The sequence below is a fragment of the Sporolactobacillus sp. KGMB 08714 genome (assembly GCF_036598985.1).
Taxonomy (GTDB): Bacteria; Bacillota; Bacilli; order Bacillales; family Sporolactobacillaceae; genus Sporolactobacillus.
Genome location: NZ_JAUUBW010000020.1, coordinates 23745 through 42182, shown reverse-complemented (window position 1 = coordinate 42182; position 18438 = coordinate 23745). Strand labels below are relative to the sequence as shown.

Below are 18438 nucleotides of genomic sequence, written 5' to 3'. Positions count from 1 at the left end.
TGTTCTGGACGAATGCATGGAACCGTTTTAAGATATGAAAAAGAGATCGGTATTTAACCGGCGAAAAGGGGACGAATGATGAAATACATCAATAACCGCGATATTCTTGATCAGACGCTGAATTTTGCACTGGAAGAATTCGCACTGACACATTTGGACAGAGACGAGACTTATCTGATGTTCTACCGGATGACGCCGACCGTGATCGTCGGGCGCAACCAAAATACGATAGAAGAAGTCAACATGGATTACATTCGTTCTCACGACATCACTGTGACCCGGCGCCTGTCCGGCGGCGGAGCCGTTTATAATGATCCCGGCAATCTCAGTTTCAGCTTCATCACCCGCGACGACGGCGACAGTTTCAATAACTACCGCAGGTTCACCGAACCGGTCATCCGGGCGCTGAAACATCTCGGAGTCGATGCACGGCTCGAGGGGCGCAACGACCTGACCGTGGACGGGAAAAAAATATCCGGAAATGCACAATTTGTGACGAAAGGGCGCATTTTCAGCCATGGGACTCTGCTCTTTGACGTGAATCTCGAAAATGTTTCGCTTGCGCTGAATCCGGATGCCGAGAAGTATGAATCCAAAGGGATCAAATCAGTACGCAGCCGGGTAACCAATATTCGCGAGCATCTGAGCGAAGATATGGATATCCGCCAATTCAGGGAAACGCTTCTGCACTATCTTTTTGAAGGCGAAAATAAAATACCGGAATACGCGATCACCGACGAGGACTGGATCCATATTGTCTCGCTTGCGAAAAAGCGCTACCGCAACTGGGAGTGGGTATTCGGGAAGTCGCCGGAATTCAATGTCAAAAAGAGCAGACGTTTTTCCGGAGGGCGGGTGGACGTCCGTCTCGCTGTAAAAAAAGGCTATATTGAACATCTTTCGATTTTCGGGGATTTCTTCGGCACGGAAGATGTAAGCGAGGTCGAACGCCTCCTGACCGGCATTCAGTATAAAAAGGACACCGTTGCCGATCGCCTGAAGACACTCGATGTCCATCAGTATTTCGGTCAGATCGGTTTTGATGACATCATTTCTCTCATGTTCTGACAGTCAGGGGCGGCATCTTTAAAGCCGTGCAGCGTCTTAGAGGACAGCGGAAAAGAGACGGACACCGTCGATTTTAAGCAGCCTCAGAAAGGCAGGCTTGTTCTAAAATCCGGGGCGGAAAACTAAGCTAAGAATGGCCGGTCTGTCAGCGCCCTGAGGAGCGGCTCAGTCTTTGCTAAGCTGAAGGGGAGGATCTTTTTGAGAAAAGCTGCCTTTACAGGCTTTATTGTTTTTTATTTCATTTATATAATGCTGATGGCCGGTTATTTTTTCGTCTGGTCGAAATCCGGCCTTCCGCCCGGCATCAAAGGAACCCCGGCCGATCCGTCACAGTTTATGAACGGGCGTCAGCTTGCCGAAAGTACAACCTATAATGCCTGGCGCCACTTTTTGTCCTTTGCGTCTATTCCGCTTGAATGGGCCGTCTATCTGTTTGTGCTGATTTCGGGTTTCTCGCAATGGCTGAGACGGCGCGCCGAAGGACTGTCCTCCCTTTTCCTTGTCCGGATCTTTATTTGTTTTGCGGTACTGTCGCTGATTTCCGCTGCCGTTTTTTTCCCGGTTAATTTTGCCCAATATCAACTGTCCGTCCACTACGGAATATCCGTTCAGCATTTTTCGGACTGGATCCGGGATCAGGGCATTTCTTTCGCGGTCGACGGCCTGATTTCGTTGATTACACTCACCGTTATTTTCTTTTTTATCCGCAGAAATCCGCGGAACTGGTGGCTGCCGGTCTGGCTGCTGTCCGTACCGTTTATTGTGTTTATCCTCTATCTGCAGCCGGTTGTGATCGATCCGCTTTATAATCACTTTCAAAGCCTGCCGAACGGTGAACTGAAAAGCGAGATTCTTAATCTGGCGTCCCATGCGGGCATTCCGGCGAACAATGTCTATGAAGTCGATATGTCGAATCAGACGAATGCTATGAACGCCTATGTGAATGGAATCGGCTCGCATCTGCGCATTGTTCTCTGGGATACGACCGTTCAGAAGCTCAGCCGTCCCGAAGTCCTGTTTATCATGGCTCATGAAATGGGGCATTACGTGATGCACCATATTCTCTGGGGTACGGCTGCCACGCTGGCTGGGCTGTTCATCGGACTTTTTCTTGCCGCCAAAGGGCTGCTTTGGACGGTTCAGCGCTGGGGTCCGCGATTGAATCTGGCGCATCCCGGCGATCTGGCGGCTCTGCCCCTTGTCCTGCTGCTGTTTTCACTTCTTTCTTTTGCCGGAGAGCCTGTTCAGAACGCTGTTTCGCGTCAGTTTGAGCATGCGGCCGACGTTTATGCCATTCAGATGACACAGAATCGGCAGGCGGCCATTTCTTCATTTCAAAAGCTCTCGGCAGCCAGCCTCGGCGAAATGAATCCCCCGGCATTGGTAAAATTCATGCAGTACGATCACCCGACCATGCTTGACCGGATAAATTATCTGGAACATGCAAACTTAAAAAAGTGAGTGGAGCGGCATTTGCAATTAAAAATTTTTGCCTGTTTTTTCTTCTTCGGGAAGTCTTCCCACTCCGTCTGTTTGTGCTAAACTAAAAAAGACGACGGATACGGGCCGGAATTTAAACACGGTCACGGCCGGACTCTTTGCCCGAAGTTATTCAAACGAAAAGAAAAATAGAAAGAGAATTGAGGAAATCAGGATGACAAGTGAAAAAAAAACGGTTGCTGTGCTTTACGGCGGCAGATCGACGGAATATGAGATTTCACTCTTAACCGCTTATTCGGTCATAAACGCCATGGATCTGGAAAAATACAGAGTGCTTCCTGTCTATATTCAGCAGGACGGGCGGTGGATTGCGGGATCCGAGATAAAAAAGAAACTGGAATATAAGGATCAGCTGCTTCTTAAAGAAGATCAGACGCTTGAAACAAATGCGGAGCACTGGCTCGCCCCATCTGCATCAGCTGCGGCCATTAATAAGCGGCCCGATGTTGTCTTCCCGCTGCTGCACGGACCTAACGGCGAAGATGGAACCGTGCAGGGACTGTTTGAGCTGCTGAATATCGCTTATGTCGGTTCCGGAGTTTCGGGATCAAGTGTCGGGATGGATAAAGTGCTGATGAAGGACGTCTTTTCAGCACATGGGATCCAGGGCCCCAAATATTTGTCCGTTCCTCGTTTTGACTGGGAAAGCGATGCCCCGTCTGTCATTCTTGAAGTTAAAAATTCGATTGGCTACCCGTGTTTTGTGAAACCCGCCAATTGCGGATCGAGTGTCGGGATCAGCCAATGTCTCAGCGAAACCGACCTTTCTGCCGCGGTGGAAGAAGCTTTCCGATTCGACACAAAGGTGATCATCGAAGAAAAAATTGACGGGCGCGAAGTGGAAATCGGCGTGATCGGCAATCACAGCCTTTCTGTCTCCGTTCCGGGAGAAATAAAAACCGGAGAGGCGGATTTCTATGACTATCAGTCGAAGTATCAGGAAGGAAAGAGCACGCTGATCATTCCGGCCGATCTGCCGGGCAAGGTCAGGGCGGAGCTGGAAGACGTCGCAAAAAGGGCTTTTGTCGCTTTGAATCTGTCCGGTTTGGCCAGAGTCGATGTTTTTATACGGGAAGGGGATCATCGTGTCATCCTGAACGAGGTGAACACGATGCCGGGTTTCACTCAATTCAGCATGTTTCCGCTGCTGTGGCAGCATACGGGGATATCTTACCGGGATCTGATTGAAAAACTGATCGATCTCGGCATTGAGAAATTCAGGGAGAAACAGAAAATCCACTATCGGATTGATGAGTAAACATGAGGGTGGAGGAAAAAGACAGGAGCGGCTTGTTTTTGAGAGCCGGAGAAATCCGGGAAAGCTTCTGCAAATGAAGCTGACGCGCATATGTTAAAAGCGCGGGGATCATACAGGGCCTGTTCCTGACGCGTGTTCATGAAACAGAAAAGGGTGTCTCGATTTTCCGATATCAAGACACCCTTTTTAAAATGCACTTTGAATGCTGCTCAATGAAGCCTGAATGCAAAAACCATCGATGAACAGATGCTGTTCATCGATGGCCCGGCGGTGAATTAATGAATAACGGTAATTGTCAGTGTCCTTTGCCCAAAAGCCAGTGCGGCAGCTTTCGTCGGGAAATGGACGTCGATCCGGTTGCCTCTGATGCTTCCGCCAGTATCTGCCGCGATATATGTGCCGTAGCCCGGTATGACAACTCTCGAACCGAGAGGGATAACGGAAGGATCAACGGCAATGACTTTCGCACCTGAATTGCCGCCCACATTCGTTCCGGTTGCCGTCAGACCTTTGAGCGCATAGCCCGTAGCGAGAACAGTCAAAGTATTGCCTGCCGGTTTCGGAGCCTGCCGTGCTGCAGCTCCGGGTGTGTATGACACACTTTGGACGGCTGCCTTTTGAGGCTGGGGAGCTGCCTGTGCAACAGGAGCCGCCGCCTGCTTCGACTGAGCCTGCTGCTGAGCCGCCGCCTGCCGAGCCTTGGCTTCGGCCGCCGCTTTTTCCTGCTGTGTTATTTCTGCGGCTTTAGCCTGAGCGGCTTTCAGCTGGGACTGATGGTAATAAATATTATAGAGCAAAGCCGTCGTTTCGGTATTCGCTTCGCCGCTGCCGGATAGTTTCTGATCTGCCTGAAAGCTGTCTATCGCTTTAAGCGTCAGATCTCCGAATACTCCGTTTATTTCGCCGTGATAATAACCGAGTTGTTTCAATTCCTCCTGAAGTTTGGCAATGGATGGACTTTTGTCTCCTTTACGGAGCGTGTTCAAGGTATTATTAATGTCCTTTCCGCCTGATTGTTTCTGAGGAACCTTTACGGCAAATCCTACAGCTGCTGATTCAGTACTTTCGGTTTTCATCGTGTGACTATCATTTGTACTGCTCGTCTTGGCCAATGCGATGGTTGTCGGTGTCAGGACACCGATACACACCGCGAGACCGGTCACCGCCGTCAGCCTTTCAATGATATTCATAAATGTAACCCTCCTTATTGTGCAAACCACGCCTGAAAGGCAATGATTTACATCCATTGGTAATTGTAAGCGTTGAATATCTCATCCGTGTTTTAGCGAGATTACAGTTTTGTAACAATGGAATACGGTTTTGTGAATTTGTCAAGATTGTTTTGACTTTTTTTTCGTCTTTTTTTTATGTAAAGATTTCCAAAGATGTGCCGGCGTGTCTCATGCAAGCTGCTTTTTTGGGGCCTAGCAAAACGGATTATTTTTTGAAATCTGTTGAATATTTTTCGACTTTGGGTTAACATCGACTTGTTTTATTATTTATCATGAAATTTGTTGACAGCCGGCACAGGATTAGACCGGCGATCAGGGGGAGAAAGGAAATGGAGGAAAAAAAGGTCAATGAGTCGCGTTCGGTTACGTCTGTGCACGTTATGCCAAGCGACACGAATAACCATGGGACGTTTTTCGGCGGCAAGCTGATGATGTACGTAGATAACATCGGGGCAGTCGCAGCGATGCGCCATGCCCGCCAAATGGTTGTTACGGCTTCGATCGATTCAGTAGATTTTCTGTGCCCAATCAGAGCAGGATCTTCAGTTTGCCTGGAGGCTATTGTCACTTGGACACACCATACGTCCATGGAAGTCTTCGTAAAGATTATTACAGAGGAACTGAAGACAGCGAAACGCACATTGTGTACGACTTGTTTTCTGACCTTTGTTGCGGTCGATGAAAATGGAAAGGCCATCCCGGTTCCCGGAGTGGTTCCTGAAAGCGACGAAGAGAAGATGCTGTACAAAAGTGCGGAGAAACGCTATCTTCATCGCCAGAACAGGAGAAGCGAGACAAGAAATTTTGTGTCGAGACTGACATTGAAAAAACCGTGGGATCGTTGAGTCCCGATTGATCGGTATTTATGAAACGAAAAAAGGCATCTCAAAGTCGAAAAGCCGACTGAAGAGATGCCCTCTCTTTTAACCTGGATTCCCGGGAAATTATAACAAGGTATCTGTAAGCAGCACCGATAAAGGATTGTCAGATAAATGCTTCTGTTTAATCAGTATAATCATACAAGTTGATATAGCTCCAAAAACACTTAATATCAGGCTTATTCATGACCTTGGTATAAAAACACGGGAATGCAGGTTTTATATAATAATGCCGATCGGACGAGCTTCCGGTCAGACGATACTGCGTTTCTGCAGAAAGTTCCTGAGGCGCGTGTAGACCGGAATCATCAGAACGGTCAAGGCGGCACCCTTAATGATATTGAACGGCATAACACTGTAGACGATCAGCGTCAGCAGGCTGTCAATGCCGTGATTGACGGCCTGGGCCTGGGATACGGCCATATTCACACTGAATCCGAGGAAAAGGGCGTATCCCGGGAAAATGACAAAATAATTGGCAACCGACATGATCGCCGTCATGATCACAGTTCCGAGAACCATTCCGATTGCGAGCGAAGCAATCGACGGTCTTTTATGGTAAAAATACCAGGAAACGAGGATCAGTATCGATCCTGCCGAAAAGTTGGCGAATTCCCCGACCGGAACGACGGTCAGCGAACCTGTGAGCAGAACATGAAGAATGTTTTTAATGGCCTCAATAGCGACTCCGGCCCCCGGACCAAGCAGAAGTGTACCGATCAGTGCCGGAAGATCGCTGAAGTCCAGCGTCAGAAACCCCGGCATCATCGGAATCGGAAAAGCAATTAACATGATCAGGAAACCGATGGTAGCCAGCAGTGCAACCAATACCAATTTTTTTAATGATGCTTGTTTCAAGATAATCACCCCATATTTTTTTATAATTGGGGGACGATGTGAAGCGCACTCCGTTCTTGATCCTGATTCACGGACATTTCCCATTGCCGGTTTTAAGAAACCGGATGCCGTTTTTCTGCGGCTGGTCCGGCTGCAGGGTCCCGGTTGAGACAAAAAAGCCCAAAGGATTTTTCCTTTGGGCTTTTTTAAAACGAAGGGCCGCCGCTCCACTGCGGAAAAGCAGCCTTTCTCAAGAAAATGCACGTTAAAACGCAAAAATGCGTCGGCACATCATCCTTCTCCCATCCAGACTGTACTGTCGGTTCCGGATTTTCACCGGATCAACCTTTCGGCTCGCGGACTCTGGAACACATTCCATTACCGCCGGTCGGGAATTTCACCCTGCCCTGAAGGAATCTCATATTCAGCTAACAGCTTCATTATACTTTTTTTTGTAAAGTCCGGCAATACTTTCATTCAGAAAAACCGGCAGGATCGGTTGAATAAAGGCCGGTGAAAATAAAAAAAAGCGTCTCCGTTCAGAGACGCACCGCTACTCAGATAAAATGATCAAGCACTAATCCAAGAGAGAGAAGGAACCCGAACAAAGTCTGCATTTGTGCGGTTGCTTTCATTGCCGGCATCAGCTGGATGGACTTCGTTTTGCCGTGAAAAAGCCTCGTTGCCTGAATGGCCTTGGGAAGGCTCGCAAACACGATCAGAATCCAAGCGGATTCCACGCGGAAGGCCATGAGACCGATCATCCAGAGGTAAGAAAAAGCAAAGAGGGAAGCCAGCAGATGAATCGCTTTCGGGCGCCCGAGCAGGACGGGCAGTGTCCGCCGCCCTTTTTTCTTATCGCCGGTCAGGTCGCGGATATTGTTCGCCATATTAATCCCGCCGACCAGAATGCCGATTGGAATCGAAATAAGAATACAGCTCAGCGTCAGCGTTTCCGTCTGAATAAAGAATGAAATCCAGATAATAAAGACACCCATGAACAGACCGGAAACCAGTTCCCCAAACGGGGTATAAGCGATCGGATAGGGGCCGCCCGAATACAGATACCCGGTCAGGATGCAGACCGATCCGACGGCAGCGATCCACCAGCTGCTTTCAATGCAGATATACACACCGATCAGCATGGCGGCAAAGCAGAGGCTGAGAGCCAGATCCAGAATCATTTTCGGGCGGAACCCGTCCCGGACGATGCTTCCCCCGATTCCCACGGATTCTGCCGTATCCAGCCCCCTTTTAAAGTCGAAATACTCATTAAACAGATTGGTCGCAATCTGTATCAGCATCGATGCAATAAGCATGGCAATAAAGAGCGGGATATTCAGTTTCCCTGAAGGCAGTGCCAGAGCGGTTCCGAGTGTAACGGGAACAAATGAAGCCGTAAGTGTGTGCGGACGCATCATGCTCCACCATCTTCTGAAACCTGTGTTTTTTTCCGGAATTTGTTCGCCCATGTGCAATCTCTCCCAGTAAAAGTTATCCGGCAGGCCGACGGCATAGATCAAGCGGTTTATGGAAAACCACCTGCCGCAAAAATCCGATTTTCGACAAAATCGACAAGATTCCTCTTTTCAGTTTATGGAAATCGGCCCGATGTGTCAATATTCAAAACGGCGGCTGCCGGGCGAACTTGCAGAAAAAGCAGCGGAAAAGTCTCATAAAAGCCGTCTGGGAAAAATTGTAGATGTTAAGAGAGAAATTACCGGGAGTATTTAAGGCAGGGTACAGATTCCGTGTTTAACGAATGGAAAGGATGAAGAAGCGCTTTTACGGATTGACGGAGGGAGGGATGCTTGCTTCGGAGGTGCGGGAAGGCTGAGGAAAGCGCGTGTTCAGCAAGGTCCGGAGCTCATTGCATTCGACTCCGGTCAGGGTAATGCCCCGCCCCATCTTTTTCTTGCCGGGAGCCCAGCTTCTGATGTCGTATTTTGCATCCCGGTCGTTCCAGGTGACCAGGTTCAGTTCCTTTGTCCAGCCTCCGGATTCCGTAGCCAGTACGCCGAAATGCCGGATAATGCTGAAATGGAGTTCTGAATTTTTTTCTGCCATAACAATCACCTCTATCAATTTTTTTGAACAAATGTTCTGATATCAGTTTAAACACAAACAGATGTTCTGTCAATGCGGATACACAGAAATAGGACGGAAAAGACCTTTCATGTCATAATTTTGCTATAATGGCACTAAAAGCGTACCGGCCGTCCGGCATGAGAAAGCCCGGGCAGAGAGGTGGGGGAGAAACATGCTTCGTTATACACTGGCCTTTATCAGATATCGGGATGAAATCTTAATGATTAATCGGGAAAAATCGCCCTGGCAGGGAGCGTGGAACGGAGTCGGCGGCAAGCTGGAGCCGGGGGAGACGCCCTCTGAATGCGTGATCCGGGAAGTCCGGGAAGAGACCGGTTTAAAAATCGGCCGCCCCGTCTATCGGGGAACAGTGACCTGGAACCCTGATGAAGAAGAGGCACAGGGAATGTATGTCTTTGTGGCCGATATCGGCGATAAAGATGAACTAGAGACTCCGGAAAGGACAAGAGAAGGAATTCTTGAATGGAAAAAAGAAAAATGGCTGCTCTCGGCAGCAAACTTCGGAACCGTTCCGACCCTGCGCTATTTTATGAAGGATGTCCTTGACATTGCGCGCCGGGGCCCGGCGGACTATCATTGTACGTTTCACGGCGACACAGTGGTCCATTCTGAAATCCGGCCTCTTCCCGGGCCTGCTGTACATTCCGGGAGGCCTTCATAATTGCCTTGATCGTTTTTATAAGGGCCCGGTTAAACTTTTGTTTAGGGGGGATCCCGGAACTGCCGGGTTTTTCTCCATTCCTGTTGATCCGTTTAATGAAAAAAGGGCGCTAAAATTAACATGGCTATTGAACAAAAAATCAGAGAATGACTAATTTTTTCGGTAATTTTTCTTTGCCGGCTCCTTTGTAAAATCCGGAAAATTGCAGTTTATTTCTATACAATACAAAAAGCAAAGTAAGAATTGATAACCCTGCTAACCAGGCACCGCCGGTATGATCTACGTTTATTCCAAAACCCGCGTATATTAATTTCACAGAAGTTCCCATTAAGCTGCCGAGGATGGAAAGTATTGCTATAATACGGATTAATTCCAAGATGGCTCTCATACCATTCATTCCCTTCCCGGATTCTAAAAACTGAGTACCGCCTCAACTCATGTATCCCGCCGGGCCGCGGCGCGAAGACCATCGATTCTTCTGAAGAGCGGTCGCTCTGCATGTGGCAATATATTCCTCTCAATGTTCATGCGGGCGGCGGTTTATTCTTTCGAAAAAGGGGAAGTCATGCACGGGCGGCAGTAAACGGCGGAAACGGCCGATCTTTTTCTCCGGCCCGCCGTATTTCTACGAATCATGGCAAAAATCGCCGGGAAAATGCCGGCTAGCGACAATAGGGCGCCGCTTATCATTAGTAGAGTGCAAAATAAGCGCGGCAGATCGACAGTAACGGCCAAAAATCGACAGTAAACGGACTGGAATCAATAAGTGCGAATAATCAGATCCGGATGAGCCAAAGGATACTCGAATCCTAAAATAAACTTGCAAAATTCATATACTAATTTTATTATACTCATCGGTTCAGTTATTAAATAGAGACTGTACCTTAAACTTTGACAGCCGTAAACTGTCACGGGCCGCCGGGGTGAAGAAATAGGCTCCGGCCGATGAAGCCTTCGCATCCGCCGAGTAAAAAGGCCGAAACTGCGCATGATAAGCGCAGGAGGTTGATCAAGGTGAATATCGGCAAGATTTTCTATTTGTTTTGTGCGCTGCTTGCCCTTGCCGTTGTCGTCTATGAAAATCACTGGGGACACGAGGTCAATGCGAAGAGCAGTCAGAGTCAGAAGCTGATTGTGCCGCTTATTGACGGAAAGGGCGAAGAACTGGGCGAAGCCGTCCTTACCGAAACAGAAAAAGGAGTCAGCGTTGCACTTCAGGCCGAAGGGCTCAGGCCGGGGCTTCATGCGATCCATTTTCACGAGGTCGGGAGCTGTACGCCGCCCGACTTTATGTCGGCGGGCGGCCATTTCAATCCGGAGCACAAACAGCACGGATTGAAAAATCCTCTCGGCCCGCATGCCGGCGATATGCCGAACATTTTTGCCGACAGTCACGGAAAAGTGAAGACGGTCATTTTCAATCCGCGTGTGACGCTTGAAGAGGGTAAAGAAAATTCTCTGAGAGACGCGGACGGTTCTGCTTTGATCATCCATGAAGCCGGCGACGATCAGCAGACGGATCCGTCGGGCAATGCCGGGAGCCGCGTTCTTTGCGGCGTCATAAAATGATGGGGCTGTCTCAAAAGCCTCCTAAAAACAAAGAACCGAGTGGAATTCGCACAAAAATTCCGCCCGGTTCTTTTTATGATGTTGCCCGGCTTTCCTTTCCTCCTGGCGTGGGCCTCTTTCGGACTTTCTTCAGAAAGTTGTCAGCCAGCGCCGGCGAGCCGGGTTCAACCGCGACTTTTTCCAACCCTCTTAAATGAAATCGGCGATTTTTTCTGCATTTTTTTTCAGGATAGGAAATGAAAAGACGAGAGGGGAAATGCTCCTCCCTCTCGCCCTTCATTTGCGGCTATCTTTTGAAAAAGTCCGTTTCAAACGGCTTCAAATCAAAAAAATAAAAGAGCGTCCGTTCCTTTTACAGAATGGTGCGGTTTACTGCGCAAGCAGCGAGAGGCCGCCGTCGACTGTAATCGTTTGCCCGCGGATCATGAATGCCTGAGGCGTGCAGAGAAAATAAACGGCCTCTGCCAGATCTTCCGGTTCGACGATTCGTCCGGCAGGATTGCGTCTTGCGGCCTGTTCAAGCAATTCCGTGCGGTTCGGGAAATGTTTCAGGGCGTCGGTATCGACGGCACCTCCCGAAACCGTATTCACCGTGATGTTCATGGGCGCCAGTTCAACGGCAAGATAGCGTGTGATTGCTTCGACAGCCGCTTTAGATACGCCGACCACGGCGTAATTAGGAAGGGCCCGGACCGCTCCGAGGCTTGAGAGCGCGACGATATGCCCCCCGCCCGTCTTGTTCATTAGCCTGGCTGCTCTTTGTGCCGCGAATAAATAGGCTTTTGCATTAATGTCCTGTGTCCAGTCCCAGTGTTTCTCTTCAATCTCCATGACCGGGCGCTGTACGCCGGATGCCGCATTGTTTATAAAAGCATCCAGCCTTCCGAACGCCGCTTCGGCGCTGTCGAACAGATGATTGATCTGCTCCAGTTCGCCGATATTGGCTTTTACAATCTTGACGGTGACGCCATAGCGCCCTTCAATTGCGCGTTTTGTCTCTTCGGCGTTCGAACTTTTGCGCGCGTAATTCAGAATGAGGTCGTATCCGTTCTGCGCAAATTTTTCCGCAACGGCTTTCCCGATGCCGCGTGTTCCGCCGGTAACCAAAACAACTTTATGATTCATTTCCTGGCCCCCTGTACCCTTTTCAGCTCACTTTAGTATAACAGAGTCTGCAAAAGTGCAGCAAGAACCCCCCTGTCAAATTCCGATTCAATCGTCTATATCATCCATTAAAACATACTAACCTTAATGGTGTAGAGAAGTACGACGGTACTCTCTGCACCACTTTTATTTTATAGTAGGAGTGAAGCATAAGGCCGCTGTTCTTCATGCATTCATTTGAGGCAGCCTGCATTTGGAATAAGAAGCCTTCTTTCTTTCGCCCGGCCGAGGGGGAAAGACCGGGCCGTACCAGCGCCGCCCGGCCGGATTCATTCACAGGAAAACATTTTAAGCGTTTCACCTTGCGGAGGCCGTTAATGATTTCGGAAGAGAAACGGAAAATTCGGGCCGGAGAGCAAAAATACCGTCGGAAATCGTTCGTGTATGATAAAATAAAGCATGTGCCCCCGGTCAGTCAGTTAAGGTGCAGTTAATAAATGAATCGGGCGGCACACTGACATTTCGGCTGTTCAATCAAATGTTTGGCGTATGAGTGGTAATCCTAGATCAGATCATTGAGAGGAAGCGTTTATCGATGTCGTCTTTTGAGTGGAAGACCATTAAGCCTTATGACGAAATCATTTTTGAAGCCTATGAAGGGATTGCTAAAATAACAATCAACCGGCCTCAGGTCCGCAATGCATTTACACCGAAAACAGTCATAGAAATGATTGACGCGTTTTCGAGAGCGCGCGACGATGCCAGTATCGGCGTTATCATTCTGACGGGAGCCGGGACAAAGGCATTCTGTTCGGGCGGCGACCAGAAAGTCCGCGGGAACGGCGGTTATGTCGGAAGCGATCATATTCCGCGCCTGAATGTGCTTGATCTGCAGCATTTGATCCGTGTGATGCCCAAGCCGGTTATCGCGATGGTAGCGGGTTATGCGATCGGCGGCGGCAATGTCCTGCAGGTTGTCTGCGATCTGACCATTGCTGCCGACAATGCTGTTTTCGGACAAACCGGACCGAAAGTCGGAAGTTTCGATGCCGGATACGGTGCCGGCTATCTGGCACGGATTGTCGGCCATAAGAAGGCCCGTGAAATCTGGTATCTCTGCCGGCAGTACAATGCACAGCAGGCTCTTGAGATGGGACTCGTCAATACGGTTGTCCCGCTTGAAAATCTGGAGGAGGAAACAGTCCAGTGGGCGAAAGAAATGCTTTCAAAGAGTGCAACGGCACTCCGTTTCCTCAAAGCCTCTTTCAATGCCGATACGGACGGGCTTGCCGGCCTGCAGCAGCTGGGCGGCGACGCGACGCTGCTTTATTATACGACGGATGAAGCGAAGGAAGGGCGGGACGCCTTCAAAGAGAAACGCGATCCCGACTTCAGCAAATTCCCGAAGTTTCCGTAAATCTGCCGATTTCCGATCTTTAAATGAATTCGCTTCCGCTGAAAGGCAGCCGCTGAAGAAGTAGAACGTTCTAAAGATCATAGAGGTTTCCATCAATATAATGTGGATAAAAAGGTAAAGCGGGCCGCCTGTATCCGGGCGCCCCGCTTCTTTCCCTTTTCGGCCCGAATTTTTCGGTACCTTCACCTGAAAAGGGAGCCGCTTTTCCGTCCGGCTGAAAGAGACGGACGGTTTTTGCGGAGTTTTGAAGCACACGGAAAGGAGGAGATATCGATGACGAAAACGATCATGCCGAACTGGCTGAGGCGCCGTGCCGAACTGACTCCGGACCGCACGGCGCTTGAAACGGACCGGGAGACGGTCAGTTTCCGTACGCTTTTTCAATTAACGGCGGATATTGCCCGGCAGCTGCGGACGGCCGGCATTGGGCAAAATGACAAAGTTGCTTTGTTAAGTGAAAGCAGCGTGGAACTGGTCGGCTTCTACCATGCGATCAGTGCCGCCGGGGCGGTCAGTGTCCCGCTGAATAACCGGCTGAATCCGGAAGAGGCAGCCTGGCAGCTGCGCGACTGCGGAGCAAAGTGGCTGATTTCGGACCGGGCTTTTCTTTCTCTCGCGGAAAAGATTGCGGACAAAGCGCCCTGTACGCTGCTGACGATGGCGGACGTGCAAAGCCGGCCGAAAATGTCGTGCGAGATAAACGGGACATTTGATCTGGACAGGCCCTGTACGATCGTTTACACTTCCGGAACGACAGGCCATCCGAAAGGCGTGGTGCTGACTTACGGAAATCACTGGTGGAGCGCGGCCGGTTCGCTGCTCAATCTCGGACTCAACGAAAATGATAAATGGCTCTGCTGCGTTCCGCTTTTTCATGTAAGCGGGCTCTCCATCTTAATGAAAAATGTGATTTACGGCATGACGGTGGTGCTGTCCGCCAAATTTAATGCTCATGAAGCCAATCGGCAGATCTGTTCAAACGGCGTGACCATGATGTCGGTTGTAGCCAATATGCTGCGGCGCATGCTGGACGATGCGGGGGAGGCCCGCTATCCGGAAACATTTCGCTGCATGCTGCTCGGCGGCGGCCCGGCCCCGCTTCCGCTTCTGGACCGCTGCAAAGAAAAACAGATTCCGGTTTTTCAGACATACGGATTAACGGAAACGGCTTCGCAGATCGTTACCCTGCCGCCGGAATACATGTTTACGAAAATCGGTTCCGCCGGTAAACCGCTGTTTCCGTCGGAAATCCGGATCGTTGCCGACGGAAAGGACAGAGATCCGAATCAGCCGGGCGAAATTGTCGCGCGGGGTCCGAATGTGACACCCGGTTACTGGTGCCTTCCCGATGCGACGGAACAGGCGATCAGAGACGGATGGCTGTATACGGGGGATATCGGTTATCTGGATCAGGACGGCTTTTTGTATGTTCTCGACAGGCGCCGGGATTTAATTATTTCGGGCGGCGAGAATGTCTACCCGGCTGAAATCGAATCGGTGCTGCTCGGCCATCCGGCCGTTGAGGAGGCCGGAGTCGTCGGCATTACCGATAAGAAATGGGGAGCGGTTCCCTATGCCTTTGTCGTGATCAAAAAAGGATTTATATTTTCAGAGAAAGAGATTCTCGATTACTGCGGCACAAAGCTGGCCAGATATAAGCTTCCTGTCCGGATTCAGCCTCTGGACCGGCTGCCGAGGAACGCATCCCGGAAACTTATGAGGAGAAAGCTTATCGATTTTCTCCCGAAAACTTTCATTCCTGGCAATGATTTTTGAGCGATATTGGGGTATGATAAGCCAGAACGGTTTCCTGTGCCCGGAAGAAAAGATGAAAGAGGCGAAGAGGATGATGATGGTTTATTTTAGTCTGGCGCTTTTTATCATAACGATTGTGCTGTTCATTATATCATTGGCTAAAACAGCGAAACTGATGAACGGTTCGATGGGAAAGATTGCAAAAACGGCCGAAAAGATACGTGAGCAGTCGGAGAAAATCGCTGAGGAAAAGCATCAGCTGACTCAGAACCTCTCTGCCGTTCAACTCGACTTTTTTAAAAAACGGGAAAGGGCACGGGAGGCAGCGGACAATATAAAAAAGTCCGTGACGCTGACACAGGAAAATTATTATAAAATAAAAATGGCGGTAAAAAACGAAAAAGCGTGAATCAAGCGGCCAACATTGGCCGACGCTTTTGCGGGCGCGGACAGAGGCTCCGATTCTCAGTCCTGAACTGCCTCGCGACACTATCGCGACGGCGTTAAAAAATTAAAAATTGCTGAGGGAGGCGGAAAACTCTTGAAAAGCAGGCGGCAATCCGTGTCCGGATGGCTTTTTGTGCTGGCGCTGTCCGTGACCTTGTTTCTGTTGCTCGTTCCGGCGGTCCGTACCTCCGCCATTCGTCAGGCAGACAATGCACTGCTCCAGTCTCTCAATCCGCTTCGATCGGCTCCGATGGTTGCTTTTTTTGCGGAACTGACCCGGTTCGGAGCCGGCCGGCTGTTGTTTTTTATCGTGGCAATCGGTACAGCCTTTCTGCTGTATAAGAGACGCTACTCGTCCGCTGTGATCTTGCCGGCTGCTTATCTTGCGGAACGGGTCCTGAATACTCTTCTCAAAAACTGGATCATGAGAAGCCGGCCGCCTCTGCCGCATCTGGTTGCTGAATCCGGATACAGTTTTCCGAGCGGCCATGCGATGAATGCGCTTACCGTATACGGTCTCCTGATTCTGCTGCTGGTTCCGCTGATCCGGTCCGTCCGGCTGAAGATTGTCTGGACTGCGCTTTGTCTGATCATGATCCTTCTGATCGGTTTCAGCAGGCCCTTGCTGCGCGTTCATTATTTCAGCGATGTTTTTGCCGGTTATTGTGCGGGGGGTGCCGTGGTTGCCGCCTGCGCGCTGATCCAGCTTACGATTCATGCTCCGGCAAGGCGAGACGGGGGATGAATCATCCGCCGCCGGTTTCAGCCTCGGATCTCTAGTGGCCAAAAATCCGCAGCAGTAAAAGATTTCTGACTTAACACCTCTTCCTCATTGGTATAAAATTATACTAGTTATAATGATCCGGAAATAGCTTAACATCAGGATTTCTCATGGCGTTATAAAAACACGGAAATGCGGGTTCAGTTCCGGCAAAAAAGCAGGCAGTCGATTTTCGGCCGCCGCGGGGGCCTGAATTTATTTCCGCGCTGATCAGTGATTTCAGAACCAGAGAAAGCGTCGCCGTTTCGGAAAAATGCTGCTGTCCGCCGAACGATGATATTGTTGCCCGTCAGTTTTATCGCCGCTTGCAAAAAAAATTTCCATCCAAAGGAAGTGCAATCATGCCGCAGACAAATGTCGGACTGCAAATTCTGCCTTTTTCAAAGGAAAAGGACACGTATGCATTGGTGGATAAGGCGATCGAAGCCATTCAGCAATCAGGTGTCCGCTATGAAGTTGACGCCCTGGAGACCGTCATGGAAGGGGAGCTCGACGATCTGCTGGAGGTCGTCAAGAAGACCATCTATGCGACGATCGCCGCAGGAGCCGATGAAGTGGGCGCCGAGGTAAAGATCCATTTCCGCCCCCAGGGGACATCGATCGAAGAAAAAGTCGGCAAGTACCGGAACTAAACGGACCGGAGAAATAAGAAAAATTTCGGCAGCTCTCAGGCCGCTGAAAAGTATAAAAGAGCGGGCCGCCGTACTGAACAGATACAGCGGCCCGCTTCGTCTGTCTTCTTTTTTTGTATTATAGTTTTTTTATCACAAGAGTAAAAATCTTCGCAGATCCCGGAATATAGGCTTTAATGGCCCCATCTATTCAGTCGGGCTGCGGCGCGGAAATGCCGGCGATTCTTCCGGAAAGCGATCGCTTGGCACGGGCGGCGGTCTATTCTTTTGAATGTTTCTGCGAATGACGATTTTATTTCACTGAAAAAAAGGGTTATCCTGCGCGGACAGGCGTTGCATAGCGGAAACGTCCGATCTTTTTTTTCGGCCCGCCGCGAATTCCTGTGAATTGTGGTGAAATGCATTCGCAAACGTTAGATATCAACAGTAAAACATTATTTATCATCGATAAAAAGCTCATATCATCAGTAAATGGAAGAAAATCGACAGAAACGTTCGGAAAATCGACAGTAATAGCCAGAAAATCAACAGACTGGAATCAATAAGTGCGAATAATCAGAACAGCAAGCTCGACCCTGATTGATCGATCAACCGCGGTAAAAGGTTGATCGGCTGTTAGTAGCAGGCGGTCGCACCGAATCAGGCTACAGTCGCACCGAATCGCCGGGGAGTCGCACCGAACCAGGCCGAAGTCGCACCGAATCGCCGGGAAGTCGCACCGAACAGGAGGGGTCGCACCGAATCCTGCAATAGTCGCACCGAAATGCAGAACAGTTGCACCGAATCGGGCCGAAGTCGCACCGAATCGCCGGGAAGTCGCACCGAACAGGAGGGGTCGCACCGAATCAGGCTACAGCCGCACCGAATCGCTGGGGAGTCGCACCGAATCGGGCCGAAGTCGCACCGAATCGCCGGGAAGTCGCACCGAACAGGAGGGGTCGCACCGAATCAGGCTACAGCCGCACCGAAATGCAGAACAGTTGCACCGAATCGGGCCGAAGTCGCACCGAATCGCCGGGGAGTCGCACCGAACCAGGCCGAAGTCGCACCGAATCCAACCGTGGCAGGGAGTTTAGCAGTTTATCGGTCGTCCCCGGGAGTTTATCGGTCGTTAGGCGCTGTTTATCGATCGTTTCCGGAAGTCTATCGGTCGTTGTCGGCGCTTAATCGGTCTTCAGCAGGTATACCCG

General features: G+C 50.0%; 17 protein-coding genes and 1 riboswitch. Of the genes, 11 read left to right on the top strand and 6 right to left on the bottom strand.

Going from position 1 to position 18438, the window contains the following annotated elements; all coding sequences use genetic code 11:
• Positions 1–78 precede the first annotated feature (78 nt).
• The 3 genes from Q6A92_RS10210 (at position 79) to Q6A92_RS10200 (ending at position 3826) form a co-directional block, all read left to right on the top strand.
• On the top strand, positions 79–1068 hold the full coding sequence (locus Q6A92_RS10210) for a lipoate--protein ligase (RefSeq protein WP_274397688.1): 990 nt from the start codon (positions 79–81) through the stop codon (positions 1066–1068).
• Positions 1069–1266: 198 nt separating this feature from the next.
• Positions 1267–2529 (top strand): M48 family metallopeptidase, encoded by a 1263-nt coding sequence (locus Q6A92_RS10205; protein ID WP_332238055.1) that lies wholly within the window; start codon positions 1267–1269, stop codon positions 2527–2529.
• Positions 2530–2722: 193 nt separating this feature from the next.
• Positions 2723–3826, top strand: a complete 1104-nt coding sequence (locus tag Q6A92_RS10200) for a D-alanine--D-alanine ligase (RefSeq protein ID WP_274397686.1) — start codon at positions 2723–2725, stop codon at positions 3824–3826.
• Positions 3827–4101: 275 nt separating this feature from the next.
• Here Q6A92_RS10200 and Q6A92_RS10195 read toward each other — a convergent pair whose 3' ends face one another.
• Positions 4102–5016, bottom strand: coding sequence for a 3D domain-containing protein (locus tag Q6A92_RS10195; RefSeq protein WP_332238052.1), 915 nt, complete (start codon positions 5014–5016; stop codon positions 4102–4104).
• 371 nt (positions 5017–5387) lie between these two features.
• Between Q6A92_RS10195 and Q6A92_RS10190 the strand changes: the two genes are divergently transcribed.
• Positions 5388–5903, top strand: a complete 516-nt coding sequence (locus Q6A92_RS10190) for an acyl-CoA thioesterase (protein WP_332238049.1) — start codon at positions 5388–5390, stop codon at positions 5901–5903.
• A 285-nt stretch (positions 5904–6188) separates the two neighbouring features.
• On the opposite strand, the gene Q6A92_RS10185 is transcribed toward Q6A92_RS10190, so the two are convergent.
• From Q6A92_RS10185 to Q6A92_RS10175, 3 genes are all read right to left on the bottom strand, one after another.
• A complete protein-coding gene (locus Q6A92_RS10185) occupies positions 6189–6794 on the bottom strand; it encodes an ECF transporter S component (protein WP_443029718.1) in 606 nt (201 codons plus the stop codon).
• 269 nt (positions 6795–7063) lie between these two features.
• Positions 7064–7192, bottom strand: a riboswitch (FMN riboswitch).
• Between the two features lie 138 nt (positions 7193–7330).
• Positions 7331–8245, bottom strand: a complete 915-nt coding sequence (locus Q6A92_RS10180; RefSeq protein ID WP_274397682.1) for a 1,4-dihydroxy-2-naphthoate polyprenyltransferase — start codon at positions 8243–8245, stop codon at positions 7331–7333.
• Between the two features lie 313 nt (positions 8246–8558).
• Positions 8559–8840: a YdbC family protein gene (locus tag Q6A92_RS10175; RefSeq protein WP_332238047.1), complete on the bottom strand. Its 282-nt coding sequence runs from the start codon at positions 8838–8840 to the stop codon at positions 8559–8561.
• A 193-nt stretch (positions 8841–9033) separates the two neighbouring features.
• Between Q6A92_RS10175 and Q6A92_RS10170 the strand changes: the two genes are divergently transcribed.
• Entirely contained in the window at positions 9034–9543 is a 510-nt protein-coding gene (locus Q6A92_RS10170) for an NUDIX hydrolase (RefSeq protein WP_332238046.1), read from the top strand.
• 139 nt (positions 9544–9682) lie between these two features.
• On the opposite strand, the gene Q6A92_RS10165 is transcribed toward Q6A92_RS10170, so the two are convergent.
• Positions 9683–9931 carry a hypothetical protein gene (locus tag Q6A92_RS10165; protein ID WP_332238045.1) on the bottom strand — a complete coding sequence of 83 codons (249 nt, stop codon included), beginning with the start codon at positions 9929–9931 and terminating at the stop codon, positions 9683–9685.
• A gap of 626 nt (positions 9932–10557) precedes the next feature.
• Between Q6A92_RS10165 and Q6A92_RS10160 the strand changes: the two genes are divergently transcribed.
• Positions 10558–11112, top strand: a complete 555-nt coding sequence (locus Q6A92_RS10160; protein ID WP_274397678.1) for a superoxide dismutase family protein — start codon at positions 10558–10560, stop codon at positions 11110–11112.
• A gap of 369 nt (positions 11113–11481) precedes the next feature.
• On the opposite strand, the gene fabL is transcribed toward Q6A92_RS10160, so the two are convergent.
• The gene (gene fabL, locus Q6A92_RS10155; RefSeq protein WP_274397677.1) at positions 11482–12237 is read right to left on the bottom strand and encodes an enoyl-[acyl-carrier-protein] reductase FabL; all 756 of its coding nucleotides are present in this window, start codon (positions 12235–12237) and stop codon (positions 11482–11484) included.
• 574 nt (positions 12238–12811) lie between these two features.
• On the opposite strand from fabL, the gene menB reads away from it, so the two are divergent.
• The 5 genes from menB (at position 12812) to Q6A92_RS10130 (ending at position 17248) form a co-directional block, all read left to right on the top strand.
• On the top strand, positions 12812–13633 hold the full coding sequence (gene menB, locus Q6A92_RS10150; RefSeq protein ID WP_274397676.1) for a 1,4-dihydroxy-2-naphthoyl-CoA synthase: 822 nt from the start codon (positions 12812–12814) through the stop codon (positions 13631–13633).
• 273 nt (positions 13634–13906) lie between these two features.
• A complete protein-coding gene (locus tag Q6A92_RS10145; RefSeq protein ID WP_332238044.1) occupies positions 13907–15409 on the top strand; it encodes an o-succinylbenzoate--CoA ligase in 1503 nt (500 codons plus the stop codon).
• Positions 15410–15479: 70 nt separating this feature from the next.
• Positions 15480–15797 carry a hypothetical protein gene (locus tag Q6A92_RS10140; protein ID WP_274397674.1) on the top strand — a complete coding sequence of 106 codons (318 nt, stop codon included), beginning with the start codon at positions 15480–15482 and terminating at the stop codon, positions 15795–15797.
• A gap of 132 nt (positions 15798–15929) precedes the next feature.
• Positions 15930–16580, top strand: coding sequence for a phosphatase PAP2 family protein (locus Q6A92_RS10135; RefSeq protein WP_332238043.1), 651 nt, complete (start codon positions 15930–15932; stop codon positions 16578–16580).
• 377 nt (positions 16581–16957) lie between these two features.
• Positions 16958–17248 carry a thiamine-binding protein gene (locus tag Q6A92_RS10130; protein WP_274397672.1) on the top strand — a complete coding sequence of 97 codons (291 nt, stop codon included), beginning with the start codon at positions 16958–16960 and terminating at the stop codon, positions 17246–17248.
• The last annotated feature ends 1190 nt before the right edge of the window (positions 17249–18438 follow it).

Coding starts and splice junctions, on each gene's coding strand:
- Q6A92_RS10190 (WP_332238049.1), top strand. CDS start 5,388: ATGGAGGAAAAAAAGGTCAATGAGTCGCGTTCGGTTACGTCTGTGCAC.
- Q6A92_RS10200 (WP_274397686.1), top strand. CDS start 2,723: ATGACAAGTGAAAAAAAAACGGTTGCTGTGCTTTACGGCGGCAGATCG.
- fabL (WP_274397677.1), bottom strand. CDS start 12,237: ATGAATCATAAAGTTGTTTTGGTTACCGGCGGAACACGCGGCATCGGG.
- menB (WP_274397676.1), top strand. CDS start 12,812: ATGTCGTCTTTTGAGTGGAAGACCATTAAGCCTTATGACGAAATCATT.
- Q6A92_RS10210 (WP_274397688.1), top strand. CDS start 79: ATGAAATACATCAATAACCGCGATATTCTTGATCAGACGCTGAATTTT.
- Q6A92_RS10130 (WP_274397672.1), top strand. CDS start 16,958: ATGCCGCAGACAAATGTCGGACTGCAAATTCTGCCTTTTTCAAAGGAA.
- Q6A92_RS10145 (WP_332238044.1), top strand. CDS start 13,907: ATGACGAAAACGATCATGCCGAACTGGCTGAGGCGCCGTGCCGAACTG.
- Q6A92_RS10140 (WP_274397674.1), top strand. CDS start 15,480: ATGATGATGGTTTATTTTAGTCTGGCGCTTTTTATCATAACGATTGTG.
- Q6A92_RS10195 (WP_332238052.1), bottom strand. CDS start 5,016: ATGAATATCATTGAAAGGCTGACGGCGGTGACCGGTCTCGCGGTGTGT.
- Q6A92_RS10180 (WP_274397682.1), bottom strand. CDS start 8,245: ATGGGCGAACAAATTCCGGAAAAAAACACAGGTTTCAGAAGATGGTGG.
- Q6A92_RS10170 (WP_332238046.1), top strand. CDS start 9,034: ATGCTTCGTTATACACTGGCCTTTATCAGATATCGGGATGAAATCTTA.
- Q6A92_RS10175 (WP_332238047.1), bottom strand. CDS start 8,840: ATGGCAGAAAAAAATTCAGAACTCCATTTCAGCATTATCCGGCATTTC.
- Q6A92_RS10165 (WP_332238045.1), bottom strand. CDS start 9,931: ATGAGAGCCATCTTGGAATTAATCCGTATTATAGCAATACTTTCCATC.